This window comes from Variovorax atrisoli 110B (assembly GCF_000382045.1).
Lineage (GTDB): Bacteria > Pseudomonadota > Gammaproteobacteria > Burkholderiales > Burkholderiaceae_C > Variovorax > Variovorax atrisoli.
Genome location: NZ_KB907453.1, coordinates 154,776 through 167,692 on the forward strand (window position 1 = coordinate 154,776; position 12,917 = coordinate 167,692).

Annotated in this window: 12 protein-coding genes; 10 read left to right on the plus strand and 2 right to left on the minus strand. The window is 69.2% G+C overall.

Going from position 1 to position 12,917, the window contains the following annotated elements:
• Positions 1–31 precede the first annotated feature (31 nt).
• From G369_RS0114590 to G369_RS0114600, 3 genes are all read left to right on the plus strand, one after another.
• Positions 32–1,288 carry a Zn-dependent hydrolase gene (locus G369_RS0114590; protein ID WP_019654742.1) on the plus strand — a complete coding sequence of 419 codons (1,257 nt, stop codon included), beginning with the start codon at positions 32–34 and terminating at the stop codon, positions 1,286–1,288.
• The gene (locus tag G369_RS0114595; protein WP_019654743.1) at positions 1,285–2,757 is read left to right on the plus strand and encodes a M81 family metallopeptidase; all 1,473 of its coding nucleotides are present in this window, start codon (positions 1,285–1,287) and stop codon (positions 2,755–2,757) included. The genes G369_RS0114590 and G369_RS0114595 overlap by 4 nt, the downstream gene beginning before the upstream one ends.
• A 179-nt stretch (positions 2,758–2,936) precedes the next feature.
• The gene (locus tag G369_RS0114600; protein ID WP_026346379.1) at positions 2,937–3,314 is read left to right on the plus strand and encodes a nuclear transport factor 2 family protein; all 378 of its coding nucleotides are present in this window, start codon (positions 2,937–2,939) and stop codon (positions 3,312–3,314) included.
• A 41-nt stretch (positions 3,315–3,355) separates the two neighbouring features.
• Here G369_RS0114600 and G369_RS0114605 read toward each other — a convergent pair whose 3' ends face one another.
• Complete coding sequence (locus G369_RS0114605) at positions 3,356–4,504, minus strand: helix-turn-helix domain-containing protein (RefSeq protein WP_019654745.1); 1,149 nt, start codon at positions 4,502–4,504, stop codon at positions 3,356–3,358.
• Between the two features lie 178 nt (positions 4,505–4,682).
• On the opposite strand from G369_RS0114605, the gene G369_RS0114610 reads away from it, so the two are divergent.
• From G369_RS0114610 to G369_RS0114640, 7 genes are all read left to right on the plus strand, one after another.
• Entirely contained in the window at positions 4,683–5,180 is a 498-nt protein-coding gene (locus G369_RS0114610) for a (2Fe-2S)-binding protein (protein ID WP_019654746.1), read from the plus strand.
• Positions 5,181–5,193: 13 nt separating this feature from the next.
• Positions 5,194–7,581, plus strand: coding sequence for a xanthine dehydrogenase family protein molybdopterin-binding subunit (locus G369_RS0114615; protein WP_019654747.1), 2,388 nt, complete (start codon positions 5,194–5,196; stop codon positions 7,579–7,581).
• A 25-nt stretch (positions 7,582–7,606) separates the two neighbouring features.
• Positions 7,607–8,398 (plus strand): FAD binding domain-containing protein, encoded by a 792-nt coding sequence (locus tag G369_RS0114620; RefSeq protein WP_019654748.1) that lies wholly within the window; start codon positions 7,607–7,609, stop codon positions 8,396–8,398.
• A gap of 186 nt (positions 8,399–8,584) precedes the next feature.
• Complete coding sequence (locus G369_RS0114625) at positions 8,585–9,475, plus strand: AAA family ATPase (RefSeq protein WP_019654749.1); 891 nt, start codon at positions 8,585–8,587, stop codon at positions 9,473–9,475.
• A gap of 7 nt (positions 9,476–9,482) precedes the next feature.
• Entirely contained in the window at positions 9,483–10,703 is a 1,221-nt protein-coding gene (locus G369_RS0114630) for a vWA domain-containing protein (protein ID WP_019654750.1), read from the plus strand.
• A 34-nt stretch (positions 10,704–10,737) separates the two neighbouring features.
• On the plus strand, positions 10,738–11,403 hold the full coding sequence (locus G369_RS0114635) for an SRPBCC family protein (protein ID WP_019654751.1): 666 nt from the start codon (positions 10,738–10,740) through the stop codon (positions 11,401–11,403).
• Positions 11,404–11,421: 18 nt separating this feature from the next.
• On the plus strand, positions 11,422–12,438 hold the full coding sequence (locus G369_RS0114640; protein ID WP_019654752.1) for an XdhC family protein: 1,017 nt from the start codon (positions 11,422–11,424) through the stop codon (positions 12,436–12,438).
• Positions 12,439–12,487: 49 nt separating this feature from the next.
• On the opposite strand, the gene mnhG is transcribed toward G369_RS0114640, so the two are convergent.
• Positions 12,488–12,871 carry a monovalent cation/H(+) antiporter subunit G gene (mnhG, locus tag G369_RS0114645; protein WP_019654753.1) on the minus strand — a complete coding sequence of 128 codons (384 nt, stop codon included), beginning with the start codon at positions 12,869–12,871 and terminating at the stop codon, positions 12,488–12,490.
• Positions 12,872–12,917: the final 46 nt, after the last annotated feature.

The following is a 12,917-nucleotide window of genomic DNA, read 5'->3' on the forward strand; positions in this document are numbered from 1 at the left end:
CTACGCAACGCATCAAACGTTTTCGAAAGCCATGAAGAACTCTCACAACGAACTCCGCATCGACGGCCAGCGGCTCTGGAACTCCTTGATGGAGCTGGCGCAACTGGGCGCCACCGAGAAAGGCGGCGTCTGCCGCATCGCGCTGACCGATCTCGACCGCCAGGGCCGCGACCTGTTCTCGCGCTGGGCCCGCGAGGCCGGCTGCGAGGTGCGTGTCGACGCCATCGGCAACATCTTCGCGCGCCGCGCCGGCCGCAACAACGCGCTGCCGCCGGTGGCCACGGGCAGCCACATCGACACCCAGCCCACGGGCGGTAAGTTCGACGGCAACTACGGCGTGCTCGCCGGGCTGGAGGTGATCCGCACCCTGAACGACGCCGGGGTGCAGACCGAGGCGCCGCTCGAGGTGGCGGTGTGGACCAACGAGGAAGGCTCGCGCTTCGTGCCGGTGATGATGGGCTCGGGCGTGTTCGCCGGCGCGTTCACGCTGGAGCATGCGCTGGCGCAGCGCGACAACGACGGCATCAGCGTCTCCGAGGCGCTGGCCGCCATCGGCTATGCGGGCAGCGCGCCCGTCTCGGCAGAAGCGTCGCCGGTTGGCGCGTACTTCGAGGCGCACATCGAGCAGGGCCCGGTGCTCGAAGCCAACGAGCGCGTGATCGGCGTGGTCGAGGGAGCGCTGGGCCAGCGCTGGTACGACGTGGTGGTGCAGGGCATGGAAGCCCATGCCGGTCCCACGCCGATGGAACTGCGCAAGGACGCGCTGCTGGCCGCTTCCGAGCTGGTGATCGAGGTCAACCGCATCGCGCTGGCCCACGCGCCGCACGCGCGCGGCACGGTCGGCTGGATCGACGCGTACCCGAACTCGCGCAACGTGATTCCGGGCCGGGTGAAGCTCAGCGTCGACCTGCGCGCGGCCGACGACACGGTGCTGTCGGCGCTGGACGCCGCGCTCAAGGAAACCGTGCAGCGCATCGCCGCGAAGGCCAAGGTCGAGATGTCGGTGGAGCAGGTCGTGTACTTCCCGCCGCAGCCCTTCACGCCCGGGCTTGTGGCGGCCGTGCGCGACGCCGCGCAGGCGCAGGGCCTGAGCTGGATGAACGTGATCAGCGGCGCGGGCCACGACGCGGTGTACCTCGCGCGCGTCTGCCCCACGGCGATGATCTTCGTGCCCTGCCGCGACGGCATCAGCCACAACGAGATCGAGGACGCGCAGCCCGATCACCTGGAGGCAGGCTGCAACGTGCTGCTGCAGGCGATGCTGCAGAGCGCGGGAGCGGCGCAATGAAGGTGCTGATCGCGCGTCTGAACCACGAGACCAATACCTTCTCTCCGGTGCCCACGCCGCTCGCGGCCTTCGGGCCCGACGGCCCCACCTTCGGCGAGCAGGCCTACCGGGACAACAAGGGCATGCGCACCGCGATGTCCGCCTTCATCGATCTCGCCGAGCAGGCGGGCGCGACCGTGGTCACGCCGGTGTCGGCCTCGGCCAACCCGAGCGGCCCGGTCGATGCGCAGGCCTACACGCTGCTCACCCAGTGCATCGTCGACGCGGCCCCGGGCTGCGACGCCATCCTGCTCGATCTGCACGGCGCGATGGTGGCGCACAACAGCGTCGATGGCGAAGGCGACCTGCTGCTGCGCCTGCGCGCGGCGGCGCCGGGCGTGCCCATCGGCGTGGCGCTCGACCTGCACGCCAACGTCACGCCCGCGATGGTGGAGAACGCCGACGTGATCGTCGGCTTCAAGACCTACCCGCACGTCGACATGTACGAGACCGGCGAGCATGCCGGCCGGCTGCTCTTCGACATGCTCGCCGGACGCAGCAAGCCGCACATGCGCTGGCACCGGCTGCCGCTGATGGCGCACACGCTGCGCAGCGCCTCCTTCACCGGCGCGATGAAGCAGGCCATCGAGGCGGCGCGCGAGGCGGAGGAGTCGGAATCGCTGGCGGTGTCGATCCTCGCGGGCTTCTCCCTGTCGGACATCGAGGCGCCTTGCATGAGCGTGATCGCGGTCGACGCGCATTCGCCCGAACGCGCACAGGCCACGGCCGACCGCATCGCGGCGCAGATGTGGGCGCAGCGCGAGGCCTTCGTCTACCGCAGCGAGCCGCTGGCGGAGTCGATCGCGCGCGCGAAGCTGATCGCCGAAGGTGCGACGCGGCCGGTGCTGCTGCTCGACCATGGCGACAACTGCATGTCGGGCGGAAGCTGCGACACCATGGACGTGCTGCAGGAGGCGCTGGCCCAGGGCCTGCACGGCATCGGCGTCGGTCCGCTGTGCGACCCCGAGGCGGTGGCGCAGCTCGTCGCGGCGGGCGAGGGCGCGCAGGTGACGGTCGCGCTGGGCAACAAGGTCTCGCTCGCGGGCATCGGCCTTGAGAAGACGCCGGTGCGCCTGACGGGCATCGTGCGCACCATCGGCAACGGCGAATACGTCATCACCGGGCCCACCTACACCGGCCAGCGCAGCAGCATGGGCCGCACGGTGCTCTTCGACATCGGCGCGGCGCGCATCGTGGTGACCGAGCGCACGCAGGAGCCGTGGGACATCGGCGTCTTCGAGTGTGCGGGGCTCGATCCGCGCAAGGAGCGCTTCCTGCTGCTCAAGTCGCGCATGTACTGCCGGCCGGTTTTCGAGCCGCTCTCGGCGGCGCTGGTGGAGTGCGACAGCCCGGGGGTCACGAGTTCGGACTACGGGCTGTTCCCGTTCGGCAAGGTCAGGCGGCCGGTGTTTCCGCTCGACGCCATGTGATTGCGTGGGACCGGGGGGCGGCCGGACGCGGAGGGCGCGGAGGTTTCGCGAGGGGCTGCGTTCGGCTGCCCGATCCCGCATCTCATGACCTGCCACGTCATCGACGCGCATCGCGTGCGGCGCGACCATTCCTTCACCCCGCGATGTTGCGGGTCGACACCCGGAAAGGAATGGTCACCATGAACACTGCCACACACGATGCCACCGCCATTGCCCAACACTACATCGCGGTCTGGAACGAAACCGACGCCGAGCGGCGCGCCGCGCTGATCGAGGCCGGCTGGACCGCCGACGCGCGCTACGTCGATCCGCTCGCCCAGGCCATCGGCCGAGAGCAGATCAGCGCGCTGGTGGGGGTGGTGCACCAGCGCTATCCGGGTTTCCGCTTCAACCTGCTGGGCAAGGCCGATTCCCACGGCGACCATCTGCGCTTCTCGTGGACGCTGGGGCCCAGCGGCGCAGAGGACCTGATCCAGGGCACCGACTTCGCGCAGGTCGATGCGGGCAAGCTGCGGTCGGTGACGGGCTTCCTGGACAAGGTGCCGGTTGGCGCCTGAGCGCCGCAGTCTGAACGAAGGCTGAACGGACTGGCGGTGTTTCAGTCCGGCGCGCCGGCAGGCCGCCCGCGCCACAGCTTGCGATAGACGGTCGCGCGGCTGATGCCCAGGGTCCGCGCGGCCTCCGCCACGTTGCCGCGGGCATCGGCCACGGCCTTGCGGATCAGCGCGGTTTCCACGTCGCGCAACCTCGGTCTGTTGTCGGGAGACGGGCTCGCGGAAGCCGCCGCGCCACTGCCGCCGGGCTGGGGCCGCACCTGCACTCGCAGGCCGGACCACAGCGGCACCTCGAGCACCGCATCGCCGCGGCGGGCCGCGTCGAACATCATGTGCAGGGGCAGCGCGAAGAGGTCGTTGAAGTTCAGGGTGTGCCCGCCGTGCGGCAGCGGCTGGTGCAGCATCTGCCGCGCCGCTGCGTTGGCGCCGGTGACGCCGCCCACCGCGTCGATGCACAGCAGCCCTTCCGTGGCTTCGCCGCCCGAACTGCCCGGCCACGCCAGGCGCAGCAGCAGTTCACAGGGCTCGCGCTTGACCAGCATGTTCTCGATGTTGCGCGCCGACAGGGTCGCCAGGTGGCGCAGCTCGGGGCGTTCGGCCACGTGCACCCCGGTCAGGTCGAGCATGCCGATGCAGTCGCCCCGGGGGCCGAAGAGCGGCGCGCCGGCGCAGCTGTAGACGCTGGTGTCGTCGAAGAAATGTTCGCCGCGGTGGAGCCAGACCGATTCCTGCTCGGCCAGGGCGGTACCGATGGCGCTGGTGCCGATGGCGCGCTCCGACAGGTCGACGCCGATGCGCCCGATGTCCCGCGCATAGCGGCTGGCAGCATCGGTGCCGTCGGGCAGGTTGCCCACGTCGACCACGATGCCCTCTGCATCGGTCAGTACGGCGAAATAGCGGGTGTCGGCGATGGCGCGGGAGAGCTGCTCGATCACCGGGCGGGCCGCGGCGACCAGCGCGCGGTTGCGCTCGACGATGTCCTTGCCGGCCGAGCGGCTCACGGGGTCGAACTGGACGCGCTGCTGCGGCCGGCGGCCGGCCTCGATGCAGCGCTGCCAGGAGCGGGTGATCCAGGAATCGATGCGGGCGGCCCCCCGCGCTCTTTGGGGTGACTCGCCTTCTATCAGTTCGCGGCGGGCTTGGGCGATTGCCAGGGAACGCTCAGGAGGCTGCGAAACGATTGATACAGACATCGTGGTTTTTCGCGCATGTATGCAGGCTTTTCCCGGCCCGCCGGACGGCAGGCTGTTTCATTTTGAGAATTTCGCGCGCTCTGTGCAAGTGTCAAGGGTTTTGCCTAGGATAGTGCGAAAGGCCGGCATCCAAGATGCTTTTGCTCAAACAGCCATCACCTTTTACGGAGACAGCCAAATGCAGGTCGCTTTCAAGGTCAACGGCCGCCCGGTCACGGTCGACGCTCCTCCCAACACCTTTCTCGTACACGCTCTGCGCGAGCATCTCCATCTCACAGGCACCCACGTCGGCTGCGACACCGCCCAGTGCGGCGCCTGCACCGTCCACCTGAACGGCCGGGCCGTCAAGTCGTGCAACATCCTGGTGGCGCAGGCGGCGGGCGCCGAAGTCACCACCATCGAGGGCATCGCCGAAGCCGACGGCACCATGCACCCCATGCAGGCGGCATTCAAGGAGTGCCACGGCCTGCAGTGCGGCTTCTGCACCCCGGGCATGGTCATGAGCGCCATCGACCTGTGCACCCACCATCCCAAGTCGAGCGAGACCGAGATCCGCGAGCTGCTCGACGGCAACCTGTGCCGCTGCACGGGCTACCAGAACATCGTCAAGGCAGTGAAGATGGGCGGCGAGGCCATGGCCTCGGGCACTCCCGTCAAGGCAACGGCAACGGCCTGAGGAGAGCGACATCATGGGCGCTTCCGATTTCTCGAACCTGCCGCACATCGGCGAGGCGGTCCGCCGCAAGGAGGACTACCGATTCCTCACCGGTTCGGGCAACTACACCGACGACATCACGCTGGCCAACCAGAGCCATGCGGTCTTCGTGCGCTCGCCGCACGCCCACGCCGTCGTCAAGTCGGTCGACACCGCCGAGGCGCTGAAGATGCCCGGCGTCATCGGAATCTTCAGCGGCAAGGACATCGAGGGCAAGATGGGCGGGCTGCCCTGCGGCTGGCTCATCAACAACCCCGACGGCACCCCGATGAAGGAGCCGATGCACCCGATCCTGGCCATCAAGAAGGTGCGCTACGTGGGCGACCACGTGGCCATGGTGGTGGCCGAGACGGTGGAGCAGGCCAGGAATGCCGCCGAGGCGGTGGTGGTCGACTACGAGGTGCTGCCCGCGCTGGTGAGCGTGGCCGACGCCGCGAAGAAGGCCGGCGGCGTCACCCTGCACGACGAGGCCCCCGACAACCAGTGCTACAAGTGGGCGCTGGGCGACAAGGCGGCGGTCGATGCGGTGTTCGCCGGCGCCGCGCACGTGACCAAGCTGGACCTCGTCAACAACCGGCTGGTGCCCAACCCCATCGAGCCGCGCGTGGCCATCGGCAGCTACAACCGCGCCGGTGACGACTACACGCTGTACGTCTCCAACCAGAACCCGCACGTCGAGCGCCTGCTGATGACGGCCTTCGTGCTGGGCCTGCCGGAGCACAAGGTCCGGGTGATCGCGCCCGACGTGGGTGGCGGCTTCGGCTCCAAGATCTTCCTGTACGCGGAAGACGTGTGCCTGACGTGGGCCGCGAGGCAGCTCAACCGCAACATCAAGTGGACGGCCGACCGTTCGGAGTGCTTCCTGTCGGATGCGCACGGGCGTGACCACGTGAGCCACGCCGAGATGGCGATGGACAAGGACGGCAAGTTCCTCGCGATGCGCGTGCACACCGACGCCAACCTGGGCGCCTACCTGTCGACCTTCTCGACGGCGGTGCCCACCATCCTCTACGCCACCCTGCTGGCCGGCCAGTACACCACGCCGCAGATCTACGTCGAGGTGGATGCCTGGTTCACCAACACCGCGCCGGTGGATGCCTACCGCGGGGCGGGGCGGCCCGAGGCCACCTACCTGCTGGAGCGGCTGGTGTCGCGCTGCGCCTGGGAAATGAACCTGGGGCAGGACGAGATCCGCAAGCGCAACTTCATCACCGCGTTCCCGTACCAGACGCCCGTGGCGCTGCAGTACGACACGGGCGACTTCCATGCCTGCATGGACAAGGCGCGCGTGCTGGCGGAAGTCGATGGCTATGCGGCGCGCAAGGCTGCGAGCGAAGCCAACGGCAAGCTGCGCGGCATCGGGTATTCGAGCTACATCGAGGCCTGCGGCATCGCGCCGTCGAACATCGCAGGCGCCCTCGGCGCACGTGCGGGCCTGTTCGAATGCGGCGAGATTCGCGTGCACCCGACCGGCAGCGTGACGGTGTTCACCGGCTCGCACAGCCACGGCCAGGGCCACGAGACCACCTTCGCGCAGGTCGTGGCGGCGCGGCTGGGCATTCCGGTCGAGAACGTCGACGTGGTGCACGGCGACACCGGCCGCGTGCCCTTCGGAATGGGCACCTACGGTTCGCGCTCCATCTCGGTGGGCGGCGCGGCCATCATGAAGGCGCTCGACAAGATCGAGACCAAGGCCAAGAAGATCGCCGCGCACCTGATGGAAGCCAGCGACGCCGACGTCGAGTTCGCCAACGGCGAGTTCACGGTCAAGGGCACCGACAAGAAAATCCCGTTCGGCCAGGTGGCGCTGACGGCCTACGTGCCGCACAACTACCCGCTCGACAAGCTGGAGCCCGGCCTGAACGAGACCGCCTTCTACGACCCGACCAACTTCACCTTCCCGGGCGGCACCTACATCTGCGAGGTCGAGGTCGACAAGCAGACCGGCGAGGTCCGCGTCGACCGCTTCACCGCGGTGGACGACTTCGGCACCATCATCAATCCGATGATCGTCGAGGGCCAGGTGCACGGCGGGCTGGTGCAGGGCATCGGGCAGGCGCTGCTCGAGAACTGCGTCTACGACAAGGAGACCGGCCAGCTGCTCACCGGCAGCTTCATGGACTACGCCATGCCGCGCGCCGGCGACTTCCCTCAGTTCAAGCTCGACACCGTGTGCACCCCGTGCACGCACAACCCGCTGGGCACCAAGGGCTGCGGCGAAGCGGGGGCCATCGGCTCGCCGCCGGCCGTGATCAATGCGGTGCTCGACGCGCTGGCGCCGCTGGGCGTCAAGGATTTCGACATGCCCGCATCGCCCGCCCGCGTCTGGGAAGCGATGCAGGCTGCAGCCGCCAACCCCTGAACTAGAACAAAGAAGGAACCACACCATGTACGCCTTCACACTCGAACGGCCCGCCTCGGTGGCCGACGCGGCAAGACTCGTGGCCTCCGGCGCCAAGCCGCTGGCCGGCGGACAGACACTGCTGGCTTCCATGAAGCTGCGGCTTTCGGCACCCGAGCAGCTCGTGGACCTGAGCGGCATCAAGGAGATCGCCGGCATCACGAAAAGCGGCGACGTCATCACCATCGGCGCCATGTCGCGCCACCTGGACGTGGCGAACAACGCCGACGTGAAGGCTGCCTACCCGGCGCTGGCCGATCTGGCCTCGCGCATCGGCGACCGGCAGGTGCGCGCGATGGGCACCATCGGCGGCTCGGTGGCCAACAACGACCCGGCCGCCTGCTACCCCAGCGCCGTGCTGGCCTCGGGCGCGACCATCGTCACCTCCAAGCGAGAGATCGCGGCCGATGACTTCTTCCAGGGCCTCTTCACCACTGCGCTGGAAGAAGACGAGCTCATCACCGCCATCCGCTTTCCCGTGCCGAAGCGTGCGGCCTACGAGAAGCTGCGCCAGAAGGCGTCGCACTTCCCGCTGGTCGGCGTGTTCCTCGCACAGTACGACGGCGGCGTGCGCGTGGCGATCACCGGCGCGGGCAACGGCGTGTTCCGTCATGCAGGGCTGGAAGATGCGCTCAACAAGAGCTTCACCGCCGCGGCTGCCGCCGCCGTGAAGATCGATGCGAGCGACCTGAACAGCGACCTGCATGCATCGGCCGCCTACCGTGCGAACCTGATCAGCGTGCTGACGCAAAGGGCCGTGACCAAGGCGCTGGGCTGACGCAGTCGGGCGCGGAGGGTTCGGACCGAACCGGACACGTGAAGGGCGCGAAGGTTTCGCGAGAGACGCAAAGGAACAGCCAGGAATTTTTTCGGTTTCTCTTTCGCGTTCTTCGCGCGATCCTCGCGCCCTTCGCGTCCGGATGTCGGCCTCCGCCTTCGCAACGGCCATCCATTACCCTAGGCCATGATCTTTCCCAGCATCGACTCCCTCTCCGCCGGACTCATGCAGGCCGGCTATTTCGCCGACCGGCGACTGGCCACGGCCGTGTTCCTCGCGCTGAAGCTGCAGCGTCCCCTGCTGCTCGAAGGCGAGCCCGGTGTTGGCAAGACCGAGCTGGCGAAGGCGCTTTCGACCGCGCTGGAGCGGGAGCTGCTGCGGCTGCAGTGCTACGACGGCCTGGAGCAGCGCGAGGCGCTCTATGAATGGAACTACGCCGCGCAGCTGCTGCACATGCGCGCCGCCGAGGCGACGGGCGCGGCCCGCGACGTGGAGGCCGAGGTCTACCAGCCGCACTACCTGATCCGCCGTCCGCTGCTGCAGGCGCTGCAGACGCCGCTGCCGGGTGCCGTGCTGCTGATCGACGAGGTCGACCGCGCCGACGAGCCCTTCGAGGCCTTCCTGCTCGAGTACCTTGGCGAATACCAGGTCAGCATTCCCGAGCTGGGCACGGTGCGCGCGGTGGTGCCCCCGGTGACCATCCTCACGAGCAACCGCACGCGCGAGCTCAACGATGCGGTCAAGCGCCGCTGCCTCTATCACTGGCTCGACTACCCCGAGCGCGAGCGCGAGCTGGCCATCGTGCGTGCACGTGTGCCCGAAGCCGGCGAGAAGCTGTCGGCGCAAGTCGCCGCCTTCGTCGCGCGGCTGCGCGAGGCACCGTTCGCCAATGCCTTCCAGCGCGCGCCCGGCATTGCCGAGAGCGTCGAATGGGCGAGGGCGCTGATCGCGCTCGACACAGTCGAACTCGACCCCGAAGTGGTGGTCGACACCGCCGGCATCCTCTTCAAGCAGCGCGACGACGTGGCCGCCCTGACGCAGGAGCTGGCATCGGACCTGCTCAAGCCGGAGGCGTGAACTGTCGATGGCCACCACCGGCGTGCAGCAACTCGGCGACGTCCGCAGCGGAAAGCTCGCGGGCAACATCACCGCCTTCGGCCGTGCGCTGCGCCGCGCGGGCGTGCGCACCGACGCGATGCGCATCGCCCTCGCGGCCGAGGCCGCTTCGCTCGTGGGCGTGGAAGACAGGCTCGACCTGAGCGCCGCCATGGAGGCGGTGATGGTCAGCCGCGAGCAGGACCGCATGGTGTTCCGCGAGCTCTTCGACGCCTGGTTCCGCGACCCGGAGCTTGCGAACAAGCTGCTGGCCCAGATGCTGCCGAGCGCCGAAGGCAAGGCCGAGCCGTCCAAGCGCCGGCCGCGCGTACGGGAGGCCCTGAGCGCACCGCGCGCGCTCGCCAGGCCGGTGGAGCCGGCCAAGCCCGATCGCGAGGTCGAGTTCGACGCCGCCATGACGTCGAGCGACAGGCAGCGCCTGCAGCATGCCGACTTCAACGCGCTCGGCGCCGCCGAGTACCGCCTGGTGGAGCGGCTCGCGCGCGACATCCGCCTGCCGATTCCCGAACTGCCATCGCGCCGCCTGCGCGTGGCCGGGGAGGCGGGCCGCCAGCATGCGCGCATGCACTGGCCGGGCGTGCTGCACGAGGCGGCGCGCACCGGCGGCGAGATCATGCGGCTGCCCCGGCTGGCCCGGCGCGAGCAGCCGCTGCCGCTGCTGGTGCTGGTCGACGTCTCGGGCTCGATGGAGCGCTATGCGCGCCTGCTGCTGGCCTTTCTGCATGCCGCGACGCGCCGTGCCGGCCGCCGCGACGTGTTCGCCTTCGGCACCCGGCTGACCGACCTGACGCCCGCATTCCGGCTGGCCGACACGGACGAGATGCTCGGCGCCGCCAGCCTCGCCATCGACGACTTCGCAGGCGGCACCCGCTTCGGCGCCTCGCTGGCCGAGCTGAGGCGTGCCCATGCCCGCCGGCTGACCGGCCGCCGCACGCTGGTGCTGGTGATCAGCGACGGGCTCGATACCGGCGAGCCCTCGCTGCTGGAGCATGAGCTGCTGTGGCTCAAGCGCCATTCGCGCCGGCTCCTGTGGCTCAACCCGCTGCTGCGCTTCGAGGGCTACGCCCCTCTGGCGCGTGGGGCCGCCGTGCTGCACCGGCAGGCGGACGCGATGCTGGCGGTCCACAATCTCAGCGCACTCGAACAGCTCGCCGCGAGCCTCGCCGCACTGATGCGGTCCGGCCGCTAGCGGCGCCCAGGAAGGAAGACAAAGGAACCCCACCATGGAAATGCTCGGAAACCGCCGCCTAGGCATCACCCAACAACAGGCATGGGAAGCGCTCAACGATCCCGAGACGCTGAAGAAGTGCATTCCCGGCTGCGACAAGTTCGAGCTCACGGGCGAGAACCAGTACAGCGTCGCGCTGGCCCTGAAGATCGGCCCGGTCTCGGCCAAGTTCAACGGCAAGGTGCAGCTCTCGGACATCTCTGCACCGCATGGCTACAAGCTCACCTTCGAAGGGCAGGGCGGCGTGGCGGGCTTCGCCAAGGGCTCTTCGAGCGTCACGCTCAAGCCGGTCGCCACGGACGCGGCGGCCACCCCTGCCGGTGATGCCGTCGTGCACGAGGCCGATGCGGCGACGCCGCCTGACGCCGCCCCCGCCGGCTGCGAACTCGACTACACCGTGCAGGCCCAGGTCGGCGGCAAGATCGCCCAGCTGGGCCAGCGGCTGATCGACGGCGCGGCCAAGTCCACGGCCGACGATTTCTTCAAGCGCTTCGAGGCCGAGATGCAGAGCCGCTACGGGCCGCCGCCTGCGCCTGCCGAGGAAGCCGCCGAGGCGCCTGCCGAGAAGAGCGGGATGATGTCCGGCCTCATGAAGAAGATCGGCCTCGGCAAGAAGGACGACAAGGACGCGCCCGCCGCTCCCGGCGGCGACGCGGCCTGAACCCGGGACTGCAGCGTCATGGAAAACCTCGACGTCATGGTGCTGCGCACGCTGCGCGACTGGCGGCGTGCCGGCAAGCGCGCGCTGCTGGCGACGGTGGTGCGTACCTGGGGTTCGTCGCCCCGGCCGGTGGGTTCGATCATGGCCCTGGCGGAAGACGGTGCGGTGGTCGGCTCGGTCTCTGGCGGCTGCATCGAGGACGACCTGATCGCGCGCTACAGCCATGCCCACGGCAAGGCGGAAGACGTGCCGCTGGGCGCGCCGCCCTCGCTCGTGAAATACGGCATCACCGCCGACGAGGCACACCGCTTCGGCCTGCCCTGCGGCGGCACGCTGGAGCTGCTGCTCGAATACGCGCCCGACGCCGGCTCGCTCGAGCAGCTGGTAGCGCAGCTGGAGCAGGGCAAGCTGATGCAGCGCACGGTGACGCTCGCCACCGGCGCGGTGCGGCTCGCCGAAGCCAAGGCGCCCGACGAACTCACGGTGAACGACACCGAGCTGACCAACACCTTCGGCCCCGAGTACCGCATGCTGCTGATCGGCGCCGGCCAGCTCGCCGAATACCTGGCCACCATGGCCAAGTTCAGCGGCTTCGCCGTCACGCTGTGCGACCCTCGCGCCGAGTACCGCACCGCATGGTCGCTGCCCGGCGTGCACATCACGACCGAGATGCCCGACGACGCCGTGACCGCCTTCAGGCCCGACCGCCGCAGCTGCGTGGTCGCGCTCACGCACGACCCCAAGCTCGACGACCTCGCGCTGCTGGAGGCGCTCCAAAGCGACGCCTTCTACGTCGGCGCCATCGGCTCGCGGCGCAATGCCGATGCGCGGCGCGGTCGCATGATCGAGCACTTCGACCAGACCGAGGAGTCGCTCGCGCGCCTGCGCGGGCCCATCGGCATCTACATCGGCAGCAAGACGCCGCCGGAGATCGCGGTGAGCGTGATGGCGGAAATCCTCGCGGTGAAGAACGCGGTGACGCTGCCGCGCGAGATGGAAGTGGCGCAGGCCAAGGAGCGGCTGCTGTCCTCGTGACCTTTGTGGCCCCGGTGCCCCTCGTGACCCGTATGACCGCGCGGCTCGATCAGCCCTCGTAGGGCGGGATCGGCCCCTGGTCCGATGGTGCCGGCGGCGGCACGTCGCCGTTCTTCTGGCGTTCCCGGAACAGCGCGGCGCGCATCAGGAAGATGGTGGTCACAGGCGTGGTCAGCGCCACGAACAGCACGATCAGCACCGCGTGCATGAAGAGGCTGTGGCCCTGCGCCGAGAAGTACACGATGGTAGCGACCGTCATCGACCACACGCCGCCGGTGGCACCCAGCGTGGGCGCATGGATGCGTCGGAAGAAGGTCGGCAGCCGCACCAGCCCGAAGGAGCCGATGGCGGCGAAGGCCGCGCCCAGCACCGCGAAGACGGCGGTGACGATCTCGGCCCACAGCGGCATCGGGCCCACGATGAAATCGCTCATCGGAATACCTCCGTGCTTCGCACCGCGGTGCGAGCTTGCTTGGGGC